We start from the raw sequence: 18,735 nt of genomic DNA on the forward strand, positions 1-18,735 counted from the left end.
TTTTAATGCTATAAAATAACTATTTTACGACAACTTAATAGCGTAAGCTGAGCTCTTTAATTAAAGAAAGATAGTGTTGATGTTGATGAAACTTAATATAATCCAATAATTTTCTACGTCGAGAAACTAGTTTTAATAAACCCTTGCGACCACAATGATCATTACGATGCAAAATAAAATGTTTTTGTAAATAATTTATTTTCCATGTTAATAATGCAATTTGTACTGACGAATTGCCAGTATTACTATTCGAATTTCCATATTTTAAAATCAAATCTTGTGTTGCTGATGTATTTTTTAACATAAAAACTCCTATATATAAATTTACCAAAAATAAAAATCAAATATGTTATTTTTAATTCATTACAACTAACTTTGTAAAATACATTTCGGAACCAATAATCCTAATTTATTTATTTTTCCAATTCCTAAAAACATATTATTTATACCCGCTACAACTCGTACCAAGCCAATTTTAGAAAATAAAAACACAGATATACATATTTTTTTTTTAAAATTTTCTATATCTTTATTAAATAATTTTATCTGAGGATATTGTAAAAACATAGAACTTACAGGTAATAAAAATGTTTTTAACATATTTTTTTTATAAAAACGATATGTTTGTTTCGTGTATTTATTTTCAACAAAATATAAATTCGACAAATTCACTAGCTGTGATGAATAATATGGTCCAATTTGTAAGCGACGTAAAAAAACAACATGTGCGCCACATTTTAAAATATTACCAATATCATATACTAAACTACGAATATATGTTCCTTTTGAACACAATACTGTAAATTCTAAAAATTTGTCAATTCTCTTAATAAAATTTAATTGATAAATAATAACTGTTCGTGGATACCGAGATATAACGATTCCTAATCGAGCATATTTATATAATGGAGTTCCATGATATTTAATAGCTGAAAACATAGGTGGAATTTGTTTTACTGCACCGATAAATTTATTTAAAATATTAATAATATTGTTTGTGCTAACATATACTGAACGAGTATATAATACTTCACCTGATAAATCTCCAGTATCTGTAACTACACCTAATTTTGCAATTACATGATATTTTTTTATTGAATTTGTTAAATATTTTGAAAATTTTGTTGCATTATTAAACAAAATAGGTAAAACACCAGTAGCTATAGGATCTAATGAACCAGTATATCCGGCTTTATGTCCATAAAAAATTTTTCTAACATGCTGTAATACACCATTAGATGAAATATCTTTTGGTTTATCTAGTAATAATATTCCGGAATTATTTTTAATATTTTGATAGGCCATTGTAAAACCTAAATATATAAGATTTTATAATATATTTGGTCACTTATTTAAATTTAATATTTTTAATTAAATTAGAAACAAACATTCCTGTAGTATAAGACGTATCATAAATAAAATTCAGTTTAGGAATAACACGAATCAGAACATTTTTATTAATAAGCGAACGAATAAATCCTTCTGATTTCTGTAAAATCTTTAATACTAATTTAATGCGATGATTATCTTGACAATTTAAACATGTAAAAAATATTTTAGCATAACTTAAATCTGAAGATAATTTTACTTCTAATATTGTAATCAAAAAATTTAATCTTGGATCTCGTAAATATCTTTGAACAATTATAGCAATTTCTTTATGTAGAATACGCTCTAACCGTATTAATCGACTAAAATTCTTTAACATATTATTTTCCGATAATAATAAATATCAATATATATATCAGAGAATACTTATCATTTAATTTCAATATAAAAGATTATTTATTTTAAAAACTGAAATACTTCAATCATATCTCCTATACGGACATCATTATAATTTTTAACCCCAATACCACATTCAATACCGCTACGAACTTCTATAACATCTTCTTTAAAGCGACGTAGTGACTCTAGTTCTCCCTCATAAATTACAATATTATTACGCAACACTCTTATCGGATTATCTTTTTTAATAACTCCTTCTTTTACCATACATCCTGCTACTAAACCGAATTTAGGAGTTTTAAATATACTTCTAACTTCTGCTAATCCAATTATTTTTTGTTTATTAATCGGTACCAATAAACCGGACATAACAACTTTAATATCATTAATTAAATTATATATTATTGAATAATATCGAATATTTAAATTCTCTGATTCTATAATTTTTCTTGCAGAAATATCTGCACGAACATTAAATCCTATTAAAGTGGATGTAGTGGTGATACTTAAATGAGCATCTGTTTCTGTAATTGATCCTACACCTGACATGATAATATTAATTTTAATAATTTTATCAGATATTAAATGTAATGAATCTAATATTACTTCTAAAGAACCCTGCGTATCTGTTTTTAAAATAATATTTAAATCAGATATCTTTTTTGAACTAATTTGATCAAATAAATTATTCATATCAAATTTTTTTTTGTTTAATAATTTAATATCTCGATATTTTATTTTTCGATATAACGATAATTCTCTAGCTTTTTTTTCATTACGAACTACAACTAATGTATCGCCTGTTTTAGGTACACCAGATAAACCAAAAACTTCTATTGGAATTGATGGTCCAGCTAAAGAAATATTTTGATGAAATTCATTTCTAAGTGATTTAATTTTACCGTATTCTATTCCACAAATAACTACATCGTGTATATGTAAAGTTCCTTCATTTATTAAAACTGTAGCTACCGGTCCTCGTTGAGTATCTAAAAAAGATTCAATTACTATACCTGTAGCCATTCCTGTGTGTACTGCTCTTAATTCTAGTATTTCAGCTTGTAATAAAATCGCAGATAATAAATTATTAATACCAAAACCTGTTTTAGCTGATACTAATACAAATATATTTTCTCCGCCAAATTCTTCAGAAATAACAGAATACTTCATCAATTCTTTTTTTATTTTAATTATATTAGATTTTGTTTTATCAATTTTATTAATAGCTACTATAATTGGTACATTTGCATTTTTAGCATGCTGAATAGCTTCTATAGTTTGAGGCATAACCCCATCATCTGCTGCTACTACTAAAACTACTATATCAGTAATTTTAGTTCCTCTTGCTCGCATAGCAGTAAAAGCAGCATGACCCGGAGTATCAAGAAATGTAATAATACCCTGAGGTGTTTTAACGTGATACGCACCAATATATTGCGTAATACCTCCTGCTTCTTTAGACACTACTTTAGTAGATCGAATATAATCTAATAATGATGTTTTGCCATGATCTACATGCCCTACCAAAGTAACAATAGGCGACCTAGTTTTTTGTATACCATCACCAAAATCACGATCTTGCATTAAAGAAATTTCTAACATATTATCTGGTTGTATATACGCTTTATGACCCATTTCTTCTATTATTAATTGAGCGGTATCTTGGTCTAAAATTTGAGTAAAAGTTGCCGAAATACCTAAATTAAGTAACATCTTAATAATTATAGAATGTTTAACTGCCATTTTTTTAGACAATTCTAATACTGATATAGTGCTACCTATACTAATTGTTTTATTTAAAATTTTAGTAGGTTTGTTAAATTTTTGATGTAAAATAGAATTTTTTATTAAATATGCTTTATTTTGTTGTTTATAATTCGAAAATCTTTTTTCAGACCCTTTTACAGAAAATATATTATTTTTTTTTTTAATAATTTTATTTTTAACAAATCTAATAGATTTTTTATTATCAATATAATTACTCGTTACACTATTCAAATCTTTTGTATTATTTGTTTTTTTATCATTCAAAGGTATCGTAGAATTAGAATTATTTTGTTTAATCATTAATGCATGATTTTTGTTTGTCTGATTACAAATTATATTTTTTTTAGATACAAATTTTTTAAATACATTATTTGTATTTATCAATGTTTTTTTATGATCTTTAATTAATAATTTATTATCATGTTTATCTCTTATTTTTTTAAATTTCACTGGTAAAATTATCTCTTTTATTTTAAAGGTACATTCAATTAAAAATTAATATTATAAAATTTATTTTATCAAAGATATAAACATATATTATGTATATTATTCTTAAATGTTTAAAGTAATATTATTTTAAACAATTGTTTATATTATTATTAATATATATACTATATATAGTACATATATAATATTATTAATAAATAATAATTAGAATATTAATAATAATATATGTAATATTTTAAGTTAATAAATATTATATAAATTTCTTAAAAAATGATTTAATATTTTTTAAAAGATTTATAATTATGTTTATAATAGATTTCATATTTTATACTCCATATTATTTATTTTCATGAAACCAACAAATATTTCTAGCTTCCATGATTAATTTACCGGCTTGTGTAGATGTTAACGCCGCAATATCATTTAAATCATCAATACTTTGTTCGGCAAGATGCTCTACCGTATATATTTTTTTTTCTATTAACTTTTGAACAACAATTTTATTAATATACTTTAAATGCAATAATTCTGAATCAATATAATTTTTGTTAAAATGTTTAACTAATTTTACTGGATCACTTTTCAAGATAAACATAGCTTTTCTTTGTACATTTAATATTACATCATTTTTAATACCCGTAATAGATAATAAAGTATGTATTGATGCATTAGCAATAGCTTGTATTGAAGAAAATCCTGCACTAATTAATATTGAAATATCATTATCAGTAAGTTTCAATTCGTTTTTAAAAATCTGAAAAAATTCATTTTTTTCTAATTTATTAGTTTTTTTCAAATCATTTGAAGTCATAATATTGAGTTCCCATCCTGTCAATTGTGATGCTAAACGAACATTTTGTCCATTCCTCCCAATTGCTTGAGCTAAATTACAAGATTTAACAGATATATTGATAGTATGAGTATTATTATCTAAAATAATTGATGATACATCAGCAGGAGACATAGAATTAATTACAAATTTTTCTGGATTATTATCCCATAAAATTACATCAATTCTTTCGCCGCATAATTCACTAGAAACTGCTTGTACTCGAGCTCCTCTCATACCTACACATGCTCCTACAGGATCAATTCTACCGTCATATGTTGTAACAGCTATTTTAGATCGCGATCCAGGATCACGTGCAATAGCTTTGATTTCTATTAATTTTTCTCCAATTTCAGGAACTTCAATACGAAATAATTCAATTAACATATCAGATCTAGATCGACTCATCAATAATCGAGCACCATGTGTTTCATTAGAAATATTATACAATAAACCTCGCACTCTATCATTAATTCTAAAATTTTCTCTGGGGAGCATGTCTTCTCGCGTAATTATGCCTTCAACACTATTACCAACATCTAAGATGATGTAATCTCTGCTAATTTTTTTCACCGTTCCTACAATAATATGACCTTTTTTTTTATAAAATTGATTAATACTAATTTCTCGTTCAGCTTCTCTTACTTTTTGTATAATAACTTGCTTCGCTATTTGAGTAGCAATACGATCAAAAGTTACTGAATTAATACAGTCTTCCATATAATCATCTAATTGTATAGTATTATCTTCAAAACGAGCCGCTTCTAATGTAATTTCTTTAGTTGGATTAGATACAATATTTACTACTAACCATCTTCGATATGTATTAAAACTACCGTTTTTTCGATTTATACATACTCTAATATTAATATCTTGATCATATTTTTTTTTAGTAGCAATAGCTAAAGCGCTTTCTAACGCTTCAAAAATTTTTTCTCTTGGAATAGATTTTTCGTGTGAAACAGCATCTACTACAGATAATATTTCTTTGTTCATATCAGTTATCCTTAAATTAAAAATGGATATATTCAACCAAATAAACAATTCAAAAGAAAAATAAATTTTTATTAATCCAAATAAATAATAATATTTTATGTATAAAATTAATTTTAATCATATTTAATAATTTTTGTAGTAAATATTACTAATCAAAAACGGTATATATAAAACATTTATAACAAAAAACCCCGAGCTGTTCGGGGTTAAAATATTAAATATCTACTGTAATACAAATAAATGCAATTTAAAAATTAAAAAAGAAAGAAAAAAGAAACATAATTTATGCCGAAGACGGGACTTGAACCCGTATACTTATTTTAATTAAGTACTACCCCCTCAAGATAGCGTGTATACCTATTTCACCACTTCGGCTAAAGTTTTTATACTAGTATAATTTATAAATTTATACTAAATAAATAAAATAATTAAAAATAAAAATATTATTATTATCTGTTATTACTATATAAAATATTTGTATTACTTAAATTGATAATATGTAATAAAAATTATTTATCAATAATCATATATGTAAACTACTATTTGCCCATATACTAAACCTACATAGTAGTACACTCACTATAAAAAATAGGACTATTAATACTAATATTATGTATATAATTGCATGACTTTTTGAATGTTCAGTAAACAATTGAGATGAATAATCATTAGTATTAGCAGATAAATTATTACCTGAACTATATTGAAATATAATAGTAGTAATTAATAAAAAAGAAATAACAATAAACATAATTAATAAAAAAAAATGCATAACAACACCGTATATATTATTATAATATTGATGATATTATAATTAATAAATATAAATATTTATTTATATATCTAATCACTCAATAATCATATTATTTATTATTACATATATTGTACAATAATATACTAAAATAAAATACTATATATAAAGATTTTTATATTTAAATAACTATATGTAAAAATAATTACTTATATATATATCAGAAGTAATTATTTTGTCTATAAAAAATTTAAAAAATATTATATAAATTTAATTATATTGCCAATATTTTAATTAAATATATATGAAAATATTATATCATTTATATATATCTATTATTTATAGTAATACCTAAAAAGATATATACACAGATAAATTAAAAATTTATCTTTATTGACTATTTACAATTTATATTAATATAATAATCATCAATTCATATATTATTCATAATATTATAGTTAATAATTTTTATTTTTAGTTAATTTTAAAAACATAAATTCATGTACATATATTAATATATCTAATTTAAATGATGTTAAAATATATAAAACAATAATAAGTATTATAATTACAAATAAAATATATAAATATCAAATATTATATAAATTATATTTATATATGGGGCTTAAATTACATATACAAATTAATATATTTAAATATATTACATATTAAATATTTAAAATACAATCACGTACTATTTTAAATACACTAATGATATCTATCGTTTTAAATAGATACCATTATATTACAACATATTAATAATATACAAATAAATGTAAAAAAATATTTTTTTAATAACCACTTAAAAAATAAAATACTAGCTATTGCAATAAAATAATTTATATAAATCACATATAAAATATAAAAATTAATAATTTAAATTTTTGTACATAATAAAAATTATTTTTATCGTAAATTCCATCCTTCCGGTTCACGAACTGTTTTTCTAGACATTAAATCATCAATTTGTAATAAATTAATAGTTTCATATTTTATTAAAGCATCCTTCATTGCATGTAAAATATCAATATTTTCATTTAAAATTTTTTTTGCACGTTGACAATTTATTTCAATTATTGATTTTACTTCTTCATCAATAATCTGAATAGTTTTATCAGAAAAGCGTTTTAATTGAGATCCAGATTTTTCTAAAAAAAATTCTTTATCTTCATTCATATATAATATCGGACCTAATTTATCCGAAAAACCCCACTGAGTTACCATTTTTCTAGCTAAATCAGTAGCTATTCTAATATCGTTAGACGCACCAGTTGATACTTTATCTGATCCATAAATAATTTCTTCTGCTAAACGTCCTCCATATAATGTAGCAATCTGGCCTTCTAACTTCTGACGATGTGTAACTAATACATCAATATCATTTGTTGGCAAAAATAACGTAATACCTAAAGCTTGTCCTCGAGGAATAATTGTAACTTTATGTAACGGATCATGACTGGGAACTAGTCTTCCAACAATTGCGTGCCCAGATTCATGATAAGCGGTAGATTCTTTTTGATGTTCAGTCATAACAATAGATCGTCTTTCAGATCCCATGATTATCTTATCTTTCGATATTTCAAATTCTAACATAGTAATTGCTATTTTATGACAGCGAGCTGCTAATAAAGCTGATTCATTTACTAAATTAGCTAAATCAGCTCCAGAAAATCCAGGAGTACTTCTAGCAATTACTATCGGTATTACATCATTGGCAACAGAAACTTTACGCATATGAATTTTTAAAATTTCTTCTCGGCCAAGCAGATCTGGCAATGATACTACTACTTGACGATCAAATCTACCAGGCCTTAATAAAGCTGGATCTAGTACATCCGGTCGATTTGTTGCTGCAATTAAAATAATTCCTGTATTAACTTTAAATCCATCCATTTCAACTAATATTTGATTTAAAGTTTGTTCACGTTCATCATGATTGTTTCCTACACTTGTACCTCTCTGTTTACCAACAGCATCAATTTCATCAATAAAAATTATACAAGGAGCATATCTTCTTGCATTTTCAAACATATCACGTACTCGAGAAGCTCCGACTCCTACAAACATTTCTACAAAATCAGATCCTGAAATTGTAAAAAAGGGAACATTAGCTTCACCTGCAATTGCTTTAGCTAATAAAGTTTTTCCGGTACCCGGAGGACCAACCATCAATATGCCTTTAGGTATTTTTCCTCCTAATTTTTGAAATCTTCCCGGCTCCTTTAAATATTCAACTATTTCAGACACATCTTCTTTTGCTTCTTTACATCCAGCAATATCTGAAAAAGTAATATTAATCTTACTATTAGATAACATTTTAGCTTTACTTTTACCAAAAAATAATGCTCCTTGTCCATTACTATTAGATATTATTTTTGTTAAAAAGAACCACATTATTGTTGATAAAAAACCAGGAAAAATAGATGACAACGTAGATATTAAAAAATTAGATGCTTGCGGAACAGGTCCAGCAATAATAACGTTTTTTTCTAATAATGAGTGCAGTAATTGGGGATCATGAAAAGGAATATACGTAATATACTTCGTCATATCTTTTTTAGTAACTTCTACTTTTTTATCATTAATTTGAATTTTAATAATATTATCATTATTAACGTCTGATAAAAATGTAGAATAATTAACACGAGAATTATTTATAGAATATATATTTAAATGATGAAACAATAATATTGATATAATTGAAACAAAAAAACAACAAATTAAATTTTTAACCATATTAATTAAACGATAACCTCACTTTACACTAATATTAAAATCAAAAAAAATTATATTTTAATTCTACGAGCTATAATGAATACTTCTCGAGAGTTAACACGCGAAGAGCGTGGCTTATAAATTTTTACTATTTTAAACATATTAAAAATTTTCTGTACGTGTTCATTAAAACCATAACCTTGAAATAATTTCATTACTAAACATCCATGCATTGATAATACAGATGTAGAAATTTTTAATACAATATTGCTTAATTTAAACATATTAACATTATCTACAATAGAACAACCGCTAATATTCGGCGATATATCAGACATAATAACATTCCAAGAATATTTTTTTAAACTAATAAAAATTTTTCGTTGAACCAATATATTAGCGATATCTACATGAAAAAAGGTTACATTTTTTAATGGACGCATCGGTAAAATATCATACGCAAAAATCATTCCCGATTTTCCAATTTTTTCAAGAGCATACTCTGACCAACCACCCGGATTAGATCCTAAATCTATAATTTTCATTCCAGTATGAAAAATTTTTTCTGATTCATTAATTTCTTTTAATTTAAACCATGCTCTAGATCTTAATTTTTTTCTATTTCTTTCTTTGACATAAGGATCAGAAAAATGACGTTTCAACCAATTTTTGGATTTATTTGATCTTTTTATTGAAATCATAATCTCGTTTTATACAAAAAATAATAAAATATAAAATTAAATAAAAAAATTTAAAAAATACAAATAAAATCATTAATTTATATAAATATTAAATAATTATTTAATTATTAAAAATATGTAAAATATATCTTTATATATATTTATAAATTAAATAAAATTATCTGATATAAAAAAAATCTATCTTTAATTTACTTAAAAATTTACTGATTCAAGCAAATCAATACTTTAATAAAAAATATTCTATCAAATATAAATATATCTTTTTATATATACTCAATTTTTTTAATTAAATATTCTACAGAACCTGAAGGAGTTTTTACTGTTACAATATCTTTTTCTTTTTTTCCAATTAATGCTCGTGACATAGGCGAATAAATAGAAATAGAACATTCTTTACAGTTTGCTTCATCGTCACCAACAATAGTATATATAAAAATTTTATTAGTACGTATTTGCGATACTACTACAGTAGATCCAAAGATAACAATCCCTTTAAAAGGTATTTTAGTAACATCAATAATTTCCGCGCATAATAATTTATTTTCAATTTCGCAAATTTTATTTTCACAAAAACTCTGTTCTTCACGTGCAGCATGATATTCTGCATTTTCTTTTAAATCACCTAATTGTCGAGCATTAGAAATTGCCTCTACAATAGATGGTCTTGTAACATACTTTAGTTTTTTTAATTCAGATTTTAATATATTATAACCCCGTAATGTCATTGGAACTTTATTTAACAATCTTATTCCCCCTTTTATATCAACATATCATGATTAAATATAAATTATCTATACATATATATAATAAAAAAATTATTATAATAAATAATATTATCAACAATATAGATTATTATTGAATATTTAGATACTATATATTATATATAATATATAGTAATATATATATTTTGTTATCTAATAAATTAAATTATTATCGATCTATTTAATGTATGTTATGATTATTTAAATTTTAAAAATATTCACATATATAAAGATATATTCATGTTAATATATATTATACCTATAAATCAGTAATCATAGATAGTTACTAATTATTAATAAATTAAATTAATATTTCACTATTGAGTTAAAACTATGGATTCAGATAAAATCTGCACTATAATTAAAAAAAAATTAAAATTAAAAAAAATATTTATATCAAAATATAATAATAATATCTCTATTACTGCAATAGGAGATTTTTTCATAGGAATGAATTCTTTAGAGAAACAAAAACATATATACACAATATTAATGCCATATTTTATCAAAAAAAAAATTCATGCTATTACAATCAATACATATACGATATCTGAATGGAAAAAAACTCACATTAAGGAATAAAAATATTATCTATTATAAATAGATAACATTAATTATTATTAGCTAATACTTAAAAAACATATATAATTATTACATGTGATCTACTATATGATATATTTATATTAAAAATAAAATATTTTATTAAAAAATACGATAATTTTTTAAATATTTTAATAATTATTAATATAATCTTTATAAATTAATATAAAATATTAACTAAATTAAATAAACATATTTATATATAAAGTATATATTTTATTTATACAAAAATATATTTTTATTTTTAAATATTTTATAAATATTCATTTATTCAAGACATATTTTTTAAAAAATATATTATAATAAAAATATTTTTTCAATTTAAAAGCGCACAGAGAAAAAATTATGTATGCTATATTTTTAGATCGTAATAAACAATATAAAGTAAAATTTGGCGAAATTATTAGACTAGAGAAAATAAATATAAAGATTGGAGAAATTATCATTTTTAAAAAAATAATACTGTTATCCAGTAATCAAAAAATATCTATTGGACAACCAATACTACAAAATATTTCTGTAGAAGGATTAGTATGTAATCACGGTAGATATAAAAAAATAAAAATTATAAAATTTAATCGTCGTAAACATTACAAAAAAAGTCAAGGACATAGACAATACTATACAGAAATTAAAATTAAAAATATAAAATATTAAAAATATAACTGAGGAATATAAAATGGCTCATAAAAAAGCAGGAGGTTCTTCTAGAAATGGTAGAGATTCTCACTCAAAAAGATTAGGTGTCAAAAAATTTGGAGGAGAACACGTATATCCGGGAAACATTATAATTAAACAAAGAGGCACTAAATTTCATCCTGGTTATAACGTGAAATGTGGTAAAGATCATACTTTATTTTCTGTTATTAAAGGATTAGTAAAATTTACAAAAAAAGGTTTACTAAAAAAAAAATATGTAAATGTTATAAGCACAACAGAATAATATAAAAATATTTATTTTTTAAATATTTTATAAAAGAGAGATATAACATGAAATTTGTTGATTCAGCTACGATTCATGTATCTGCTGGAAACGGAGGACACGGATGTATAAGTTTTAGGAGAGAAAAATTTATACCAAAAGGAGGACCTGACGGCGGAGATGGTGGTGATGGAGGAAATGTTTGGATAATATCTGATTTAAACATGAATTCATTAACTGATTATCGAATAAAAAAAATATTTTGTGCTGAAAATGGAAAAAATGGATCAAATGCTAATAGTTCAGGAAAAAAAGGAAAGGATGTTTTAATTCGTGTACCGTTAGGTACCAGAATTTTAAATGTCGATACTAATACTATAGTAGCCGATATACAAGATAAAAATCAAAAAATTCTCATTGCAAAAGGGGGATGGCATGGGTTAGGAAATTCTCGTTTCAAATCATCTACTAACCAATCTCCAAGAAAAAATACAAAAGGTTCTCTCGGAGAATATAAAATTATTTTATTAGAACTAATATTAATCGCAGATGTCGGAACATTAGGTCTTCCTAATTCCGGTAAATCTACCCTAACTAGCTCATTATCTAATGCAAAGACAAAAATAGATTATTATCCATTTAGTACATTAAATCCTATTTTGGGAACAGTAAAAATAAAAAAAAGAAAATTTATTATTGCTGATATTCCGGGCATTATAAAAGGCGCATCATCTGGTGTAGGATTAGGGATAAAATTTTTAAAACATTTATCTCGTTGTCGGTTACTGCTACATATTGTTGACACAACAACAATCAAAAAAAAAAATATAAATAAAATTATATTTATAATATTAAAAGAACTTAAAAATTTTGATGAGTTATTATCTAAAATTCCTAGATGGTTAATTTTTAATAAAATTGATATTCTAACAAAAAAAAAAATTAATAAAATAATGATGTATATGACAAAAAAAATTCAAAATAATCAAAAATATTATTTTATTTCAGCTAAAAATAATATTGGAACAAAAAAATTATCTAAAGATATAATAAAATATTTATATAAAAAATAAAATAATAAAAAATATTTTTATATCGATAAAAATACTTATCAATATAAATTTATTAAAAATTTATTAATTATATATTCATTAAACTAGTCTATAGTTACAAATACCGTACACCAATACATCTTATTATAAAGAAACCCGGATTAAAAACACCGGGATTTCTTTACTTTAAACATTAATTATCTTTTAGAAAACTGAGTTTTCTTTCTAGCTTTACGAAAACCAAATTTCTTGCGCTCTACTTGTCTAGAATCACGTGTTACAAAACCTTCTTTTCGTAAAATATCTCTTAATGTGTTGTCATAATTAATTAATGCACGAGTAATTCCTTGTCTAATAGCTCCAGCTTGTCCAGATATTCCACCGCCTTTTACCGTGATATAAAAATCAAATATATTTAACATATTTACTACATCTAATGGTTGTTGAACTATCATACATGCGGTTTTCCTACCAAAATATTCTTTTAAAACACGCTTATTAACAAAAATTTTTCCTGCTCCTTTACGTAAAAATACACGCGCAGAAGAACATTTGCGACGACCTGTACCATAATTTATGTACTCAGACATACTATAAATCCTAATATTTATATATATTAAATATTTAAAAAAACTGGTTGTTGTGCATTTAAATTATGCTCGTGAAATGGAAATACTTTTAATTTTTTAAAAATTGATCGACCTAAAGAACCTTTGGGTAACATTCCTTTAACAGCTCTTGCAATAACTCTTTCGGGATGATGTAACAACATATATTGCAAAGTATATTTTTTTATTCCACCTACATAGCCTGTATGATGATAATAAAATTTATTAAGAATTTTCTTACCAGTAACAATTATTTTTGATGCATTTATAACTATGATATAATCACCAGTATCAACATGAGGAGTATACTCGGGTTTATGTTTTCCGCGCAGACGTAAAGATATTTGAGTTGCAAAACGACCTAAAATTTTATTTGTACCATCAACGTAATACCAGGATTTCTTAATATTGTTAACATTAGCTGAAAAACTTTTCATAATATCTTTTACCTGATAGATATAGTTATAAAAATTAAAAAAATTTATTGATTTTATCTAATCAATAATATTTATTATTATAAATATAGCATATATACTAAAAAATATTTATTTATTATAAATATAAACAAAAACAAAACTGGAATGTTATAACATGGATAAAAAAAGAATATTAAATTTTTTACGCAAAAAAATTGATTGTATTGATTATAAAATAATTAAACTACTCTCATCTAGAGAATCTCTTTCAATCAATATATTAAAAAATAAAATATATAATAAATTTAACGTACGAGATAAAAATCGTGAAATAGAACTATTCCAAAATTTATATCAATATAGTAAAAAAAACAAAATTAATCCAATATTTATTAAAAAAATATTTAAAATAATTGTTGAAAATTCTGTTATCATCCAAAAAAACTATAAAAATGAAATATTAAAAAATCAAAAAAAATATTTATGCGCCTACTTAGGACCTATCGGTTCATATTCATCTGCTCTTTTTAATAGAATTTCTAATAATAAAAAAAAATTATTAATACCAAATGAACATAATACTTTTAATTCTGTAATAAAATCCCTCAAAAATGATAATTGTAATTTTGCATTACTCCCTATTGAAAATAGGGTATCAGGAATTATTCCAGAAGTATACGACATACTAAAAAAACATAAAAAAATATACATTATTAAAGAATTTTATGTAAAAATTGAACATCATTTATTTGCAAATAAAAATTGTTTTTTTAATCAAATTAAACAAGTATATAGTCATATACAACCATTTAAGCAATGTAGTATTTTTATAAACAAATTTCCAGAATGGAATAAAAAATATTTTAATAGTACATCTGCAGGAATGAAACAACTGGCCGCAGAAAAACAAAAAACATCAGCTGCAATTGGAAACTCAATAGGTGGTTCTTATTATAATTTAAAGAAAATTGCTATTAATATATCCAATATAAATAACAATATAACTAGATTTATATTAATAGCAAAAAACCCAAAAAAAATAAATTCTACCATGTCTGCTAAAATCACTATTATTATAAAAATAACTAACCATAAAATAAATAAAAATAAAATATTAGAAATATTAAAAAAAAGAAAAATTAAAATTCTAACAATGATTTTGATAAAAAAAACATCTAATATAATTGAGGCAACGTATTTATTAGACATAAAAGCATATATTGAGTCTGAAATAATACAAAATACATTATTAGATATAAAAAAATATACAAAATATATAAAAATATTAGGATGTTATCCTATTGAAAAAAATATAACAAAATTATATTAATAATATAAATATGTTATTAATATAACTAATATACTTTTATTATAAAAAATAATATTATATTAATTTAAATTTATTAAATATAAAAGGATTTTTACTAATAATCATGTTCAATAATTTAACAAAAAAAATAACTAATATTTTTGAAAAAATTTCACACCATGGACATTTAAAAGAAAAAAAAATAAAAGAAACAATGCAAAAAATAAAATTAGCGTTATTAAATGCAGATGTTTCATTAACAGTAGTACGATTATTTTTAAAAAAAATAAAATCAAAAACATCAGAAATATATATAAATAAAAACTTTAGTCCTAGTCAGAATTTAATAAAAATTGTATTACAAGAATTAACTTTAATGATGGGTAACAATTGCTATTTATTTAAATTTTCTCTAAATCAGTTAGCTATCTGTACTATTATCGGTCAACCTGGATCCGGAAAAACTACTAGTACAGCCAAATTAGCTTATTTATTATCCAAACAATATAAAAAAAAAATACTTGTTGTATCTATTGATATATATAGACCAGCAGCTATCTTACAATTAAAACGATTAATACAAAAAACTAAAGCTAATTTTTTTCAATCTAACTGTAATCAAAAAATTATCAAAATAATTAAATCAGCAATAATCGAAGCAAAAAAAAAAAAATATGATGTACTATTAATAGATACTGTAGGCAGCATACACACTGATCCATTTAAAATACAAGAATTAAAAAAAATACAAGATTATATTCAACCGCAAGAAACACTATTTGTTATTGATGCAATGACTGGACAAGATTCTATTCATATAATTAACGAATTTAATAAAATGTTTAAATTATCTGGAGTAATTTTAACAAAACTGGATAGTGATACAAGAGGAGGAGTCGCATTATCAGTACGCACTCTCACAGAAATACCAATCAAATATATCGGTATTGGAGAAAAAATTTATGATTTACAAATTTTTCATCCCGAAAGAATCGCTAAAAGAATTTTAGGAATGGGAGATATGTTATCTTTAATGGATGATATTCAAAATAAAATAAAAAATAAGGAATTAAATTTACTTAAAAATTCCAATAAAAAAGGAGATAAATTTAATTTAAATGATTTTTTATTACAAGTTAAACAAATCAAAAAAATAGGAGGGATTAATTCATTAATAAACAAATTACCAATTAATATGTATTCTAATAATTCTATTTTAGAAAATATTGATGATAAATCTTTTATAAAAATTGAAGCCATGATTAACTCCATGACAGAAAAAGAAAAAAAAATCCCATCTATAATAAAATATTCAAGAAAAAAAAGAATATCAAAAGGATCTGGAAATACTATACAAGAAATTAATATTTATTTGAAAAAATTTGAACATATGAAAAAAATAATGAAAAATATAAAAACAAATAAAAAAAATAAAATATTTGAAAAAATAAAAAATTATCTGATAAAATAATATATATAGTACTTAACATACTTATAAAAATATAAATAATATTTTTAATAACAGTTTTGAAAATAAAATAGGAAACATAATGATAAAAATTAGACTCGCGCGACACGGATCAAAAAAAAAACCATTTTATCAAATTGTAGTATCTGATATAAGATCAGCGCGTAATGGAAAATTTATTGAACGTGTTGGATATTTTAATCCATTTGCCAAAGAAAATGAAACAACAATATCTCTATCTATTAAACGAGTTCAATATTGGTTACACAATGGAGCAAAACAATCAAAAAGATTTTTAAAGTTATTTAAACAATTTACAAAAAAATAATTCTAATAAATAACATAAAAATATTAAATTATAAATTATGATCATAATAGGAAAAACAGGACATCCATACGGAATATTAGGATGGATGCATATAATTTCATTTACTGAAATAAAAAAAAATATTTTTAATTATTTTCCATGGATTTTAGAAAAATCACGTATAAATTTATATAAAAATGATATGATCATGTACCGAAAACATATAAATCATTTTATAATAAAATTAAAAAATATAAATAACAGAAATCAAGTATATAATTTTACTAAACAAAATATATTAATTCAATCAAATCAATTACCTATATTAAAAAATACGGAATATTATTGGCATAATATTTTATATTGTCATATTTTTAATCTAAAAAATGAAAAAATAGGCTTAGTATCAGAGATACTAGAAAACAAAATTTATAATACATTAAAAATACTTGCCATTAAAAAAAATAAATATATATATATTCCATTCATACAACCGGATATCATTAAAGAAATAGACATAAACAATAAAAAAATAGTAATTAATTGGACTCAATATATATAAATATATATATTACAAAATAAGACAAGAATATGATAAAATTTAGTATTATTACAATTTTTCCACAAATGTTTGATAACATATTTCAATATGGAATCATAAATCAAGCTATTAAAAAAAAAATAATTAATATTAATATTTTTGATCTAAGAAATTATAGCACATACAAAAGAAAAAAAGTAGATGATAAAATCTATGGAGGCGGTTCAGGAATGCTACTTATGTTTTTACCTTTATTTCGCGCAGTTAATCATATAAAAAAAAAATTTAAAGAACCATCTTTAGTCATTTATTTAACTCCACAAGGGAAATTACTTAATTATAATAATGTCAAAAATTTTATAAAAAAAAAACATTTAATATTTATTTGTGGGCGCTATAAAGGTATCGATGAACGTTTTTTAAAAACTCAAGTAGACGAAGAATGGTCAATTGGAGATTATATATTAACAGGAGGAGAAATTCCTGCCATGGTATTTATAGATACTATTACTCGCATGATTCCTAGCGCATTAAATAATAAAAATTCTTTATTAGAAGAATCATTTAATAATAAATTATTAGATTATCCAAATTATACACGACCAAAAAAAATTAATAATAAAATTGTGCCAAAAATTTTATTATCAGGTAATCATGCAAAAATAAAAAAATGGCGACTAAAACATTCAATTAAAAATACCATTTTAAAAAAACCGCATCTTTTAAAAAATAAATTTAAATAAAGTTAAAAATAAAAAAATTATATCAAAATAAAACTAATAAAAATATTATTATCAATTAATTGTATGAGATATTA

At 22.7% G+C, this 18,735-nt stretch carries 20 protein-coding genes and 1 tRNA gene; 9 read left to right on the top strand and 12 right to left on the bottom strand.

Going from position 1 to position 18,735, the window contains the following annotated elements:
• Nucleotides 1-34 precede the first annotated feature (34 nt).
• The 10 genes from rpsO to greA form a co-directional block, all read right to left on the bottom strand.
• Entirely contained in the window at nt 35-304 is a 270-nt protein-coding gene (rpsO, locus tag BUCIKOCA2762_RS01180; RefSeq protein WP_154028636.1) for a 30S ribosomal protein S15, read from the bottom strand.
• 65 nt (nt 305-369) lie between these two features.
• A complete protein-coding gene (gene truB / locus BUCIKOCA2762_RS01185) occupies nt 370-1,305 on the bottom strand; it encodes a tRNA pseudouridine(55) synthase TruB (RefSeq protein ID WP_154028638.1) in 936 nt (311 codons plus the stop codon).
• A gap of 43 nt (nt 1,306-1,348) precedes the next feature.
• Nucleotides 1,349-1,708, bottom strand: a complete 360-nt coding sequence (gene rbfA, locus BUCIKOCA2762_RS01190; protein WP_154028640.1) for a 30S ribosome-binding factor RbfA — start codon at nt 1,706-1,708, stop codon at nt 1,349-1,351.
• Nucleotides 1,709-1,785: 77 nt separating this feature from the next.
• A complete protein-coding gene (gene infB / locus BUCIKOCA2762_RS01195; RefSeq protein WP_420022477.1) occupies nt 1,786-3,945 on the bottom strand; it encodes a translation initiation factor IF-2 in 2,160 nt (719 codons plus the stop codon).
• A gap of 334 nt (nt 3,946-4,279) precedes the next feature.
• Nucleotides 4,280-5,767, bottom strand: coding sequence for a transcription termination factor NusA (nusA, locus tag BUCIKOCA2762_RS01200; protein ID WP_154028644.1), 1,488 nt, complete (start codon nt 5,765-5,767; stop codon nt 4,280-4,282).
• Nucleotides 5,768-6,053: 286 nt separating this feature from the next.
• A tRNA-Leu gene (locus tag BUCIKOCA2762_RS01205) sits at nt 6,054-6,142 on the bottom strand.
• A 148-nt stretch (nt 6,143-6,290) separates the two neighbouring features.
• Nucleotides 6,291-6,539 (bottom strand): preprotein translocase subunit SecG, encoded by a 249-nt coding sequence (gene secG / locus BUCIKOCA2762_RS01210; RefSeq protein WP_154028646.1) that lies wholly within the window; start codon nt 6,537-6,539, stop codon nt 6,291-6,293.
• 885 nt (nt 6,540-7,424) lie between these two features.
• The gene (ftsH, locus tag BUCIKOCA2762_RS01215) at nt 7,425-9,254 is read right to left on the bottom strand and encodes an ATP-dependent zinc metalloprotease FtsH (protein ID WP_154028648.1); all 1,830 of its coding nucleotides are present in this window, start codon (nt 9,252-9,254) and stop codon (nt 7,425-7,427) included.
• A 50-nt stretch (nt 9,255-9,304) separates the two neighbouring features.
• A complete protein-coding gene (locus tag BUCIKOCA2762_RS01220) occupies nt 9,305-9,934 on the bottom strand; it encodes an RlmE family RNA methyltransferase (RefSeq protein WP_154028650.1) in 630 nt (209 codons plus the stop codon).
• Nucleotides 9,935-10,197: 263 nt separating this feature from the next.
• Nucleotides 10,198-10,677 carry a transcription elongation factor GreA gene (gene greA, locus BUCIKOCA2762_RS01225; RefSeq protein WP_172598355.1) on the bottom strand — a complete coding sequence of 160 codons (480 nt, stop codon included), beginning with the start codon at nt 10,675-10,677 and terminating at the stop codon, nt 10,198-10,200.
• A 351-nt stretch (nt 10,678-11,028) separates the two neighbouring features.
• Between greA and BUCIKOCA2762_RS01230 the strand changes: the two genes are divergently transcribed.
• The 4 genes from BUCIKOCA2762_RS01230 (at nt 11,029) to cgtA (ending at nt 13,290) form a co-directional block, all read left to right on the top strand.
• On the top strand, nt 11,029-11,277 hold the full coding sequence (locus BUCIKOCA2762_RS01230) for a BolA/IbaG family iron-sulfur metabolism protein (RefSeq protein WP_154028652.1): 249 nt from the start codon (nt 11,029-11,031) through the stop codon (nt 11,275-11,277).
• Nucleotides 11,278-11,640: 363 nt separating this feature from the next.
• A complete protein-coding gene (gene rplU / locus BUCIKOCA2762_RS01235) occupies nt 11,641-11,952 on the top strand; it encodes a 50S ribosomal protein L21 (protein WP_154028654.1) in 312 nt (103 codons plus the stop codon).
• 22 nt (nt 11,953-11,974) lie between these two features.
• Nucleotides 11,975-12,238: a 50S ribosomal protein L27 gene (gene rpmA, locus BUCIKOCA2762_RS01240; RefSeq protein WP_154028656.1), complete on the top strand. Its 264-nt coding sequence runs from the start codon at nt 11,975-11,977 to the stop codon at nt 12,236-12,238.
• Nucleotides 12,239-12,285: 47 nt separating this feature from the next.
• Complete coding sequence (gene cgtA, locus BUCIKOCA2762_RS01245; RefSeq protein WP_154028658.1) at nt 12,286-13,290, top strand: Obg family GTPase CgtA; 1,005 nt, start codon at nt 12,286-12,288, stop codon at nt 13,288-13,290.
• Nucleotides 13,291-13,466: 176 nt separating this feature from the next.
• Here the strand turns inward: cgtA and rpsI are convergent, their stop codons facing one another.
• Nucleotides 13,467-13,859, bottom strand: a complete 393-nt coding sequence (gene rpsI, locus BUCIKOCA2762_RS01250; RefSeq protein ID WP_154028660.1) for a 30S ribosomal protein S9 — start codon at nt 13,857-13,859, stop codon at nt 13,467-13,469.
• A 26-nt stretch (nt 13,860-13,885) separates the two neighbouring features.
• Complete coding sequence (gene rplM / locus BUCIKOCA2762_RS01255) at nt 13,886-14,314, bottom strand: 50S ribosomal protein L13 (protein WP_154028662.1); 429 nt, start codon at nt 14,312-14,314, stop codon at nt 13,886-13,888.
• A gap of 154 nt (nt 14,315-14,468) precedes the next feature.
• On the opposite strand from rplM, the gene BUCIKOCA2762_RS01260 reads away from it, so the two are divergent.
• The 5 genes from BUCIKOCA2762_RS01260 (at nt 14,469) to trmD (ending at nt 18,661) form a co-directional block, all read left to right on the top strand.
• Nucleotides 14,469-15,623, top strand: a complete 1,155-nt coding sequence (locus BUCIKOCA2762_RS01260; protein WP_154028664.1) for a prephenate dehydratase domain-containing protein — start codon at nt 14,469-14,471, stop codon at nt 15,621-15,623.
• Nucleotides 15,624-15,726: 103 nt separating this feature from the next.
• A complete protein-coding gene (locus BUCIKOCA2762_RS01265; protein ID WP_154028666.1) occupies nt 15,727-17,073 on the top strand; it encodes a signal recognition particle protein in 1,347 nt (448 codons plus the stop codon).
• 79 nt (nt 17,074-17,152) lie between these two features.
• The gene (gene rpsP / locus BUCIKOCA2762_RS01270) at nt 17,153-17,398 is read left to right on the top strand and encodes a 30S ribosomal protein S16 (protein ID WP_154028668.1); all 246 of its coding nucleotides are present in this window, start codon (nt 17,153-17,155) and stop codon (nt 17,396-17,398) included.
• A gap of 37 nt (nt 17,399-17,435) precedes the next feature.
• The gene (gene rimM, locus BUCIKOCA2762_RS01275; RefSeq protein ID WP_154028670.1) at nt 17,436-17,939 is read left to right on the top strand and encodes a ribosome maturation factor RimM; all 504 of its coding nucleotides are present in this window, start codon (nt 17,436-17,438) and stop codon (nt 17,937-17,939) included.
• A 29-nt stretch (nt 17,940-17,968) separates the two neighbouring features.
• Nucleotides 17,969-18,661, top strand: a complete 693-nt coding sequence (trmD, locus tag BUCIKOCA2762_RS01280; RefSeq protein WP_154028672.1) for a tRNA (guanosine(37)-N1)-methyltransferase TrmD — start codon at nt 17,969-17,971, stop codon at nt 18,659-18,661.
• The last annotated feature ends 74 nt before the right edge of the window (nt 18,662-18,735 follow it).

The organism is Buchnera aphidicola (Cinara kochiana kochiana) (genome assembly GCF_900698905.1).
Lineage (GTDB): Bacteria > Pseudomonadota > Gammaproteobacteria > Enterobacterales > Enterobacteriaceae > Buchnera_F > Buchnera_F aphidicola_W.

Coding starts and splice junctions, on each gene's coding strand:
- rpsO (WP_154028636.1), bottom strand. CDS start 304: ATGTTAAAAAATACATCAGCAACACAAGATTTGATTTTAAAATATGGA.
- truB (WP_154028638.1), bottom strand. CDS start 1,305: ATGGCCTATCAAAATATTAAAAATAATTCCGGAATATTATTACTAGAT.
- rbfA (WP_154028640.1), bottom strand. CDS start 1,708: ATGTTAAAGAATTTTAGTCGATTAATACGGTTAGAGCGTATTCTACAT.
- nusA (WP_154028644.1), bottom strand. CDS start 5,767: ATGAACAAAGAAATATTATCTGTAGTAGATGCTGTTTCACACGAAAAA.
- secG (WP_154028646.1), bottom strand. CDS start 6,539: ATGCATTTTTTTTTATTAATTATGTTTATTGTTATTTCTTTTTTATTA.
- ftsH (WP_154028648.1), bottom strand. CDS start 9,254: ATGGTTAAAAATTTAATTTGTTGTTTTTTTGTTTCAATTATATCAATA.
- BUCIKOCA2762_RS01220 (WP_154028650.1), bottom strand. CDS start 9,934: ATGATTTCAATAAAAAGATCAAATAAATCCAAAAATTGGTTGAAACGT.
- BUCIKOCA2762_RS01230 (WP_154028652.1), top strand. CDS start 11,029: ATGGATTCAGATAAAATCTGCACTATAATTAAAAAAAAATTAAAATTA.
- rplU (WP_154028654.1), top strand. CDS start 11,641: ATGTATGCTATATTTTTAGATCGTAATAAACAATATAAAGTAAAATTT.
- rpmA (WP_154028656.1), top strand. CDS start 11,975: ATGGCTCATAAAAAAGCAGGAGGTTCTTCTAGAAATGGTAGAGATTCT.
- cgtA (WP_154028658.1), top strand. CDS start 12,286: ATGAAATTTGTTGATTCAGCTACGATTCATGTATCTGCTGGAAACGGA.
- rpsI (WP_154028660.1), bottom strand. CDS start 13,859: ATGTCTGAGTACATAAATTATGGTACAGGTCGTCGCAAATGTTCTTCT.
- rplM (WP_154028662.1), bottom strand. CDS start 14,314: ATGAAAAGTTTTTCAGCTAATGTTAACAATATTAAGAAATCCTGGTAT.
- BUCIKOCA2762_RS01260 (WP_154028664.1), top strand. CDS start 14,469: ATGGATAAAAAAAGAATATTAAATTTTTTACGCAAAAAAATTGATTGT.
- BUCIKOCA2762_RS01265 (WP_154028666.1), top strand. CDS start 15,727: ATGTTCAATAATTTAACAAAAAAAATAACTAATATTTTTGAAAAAATT.
- rpsP (WP_154028668.1), top strand. CDS start 17,153: ATGATAAAAATTAGACTCGCGCGACACGGATCAAAAAAAAAACCATTT.
- rimM (WP_154028670.1), top strand. CDS start 17,436: ATGATCATAATAGGAAAAACAGGACATCCATACGGAATATTAGGATGG.
- trmD (WP_154028672.1), top strand. CDS start 17,969: ATGATAAAATTTAGTATTATTACAATTTTTCCACAAATGTTTGATAAC.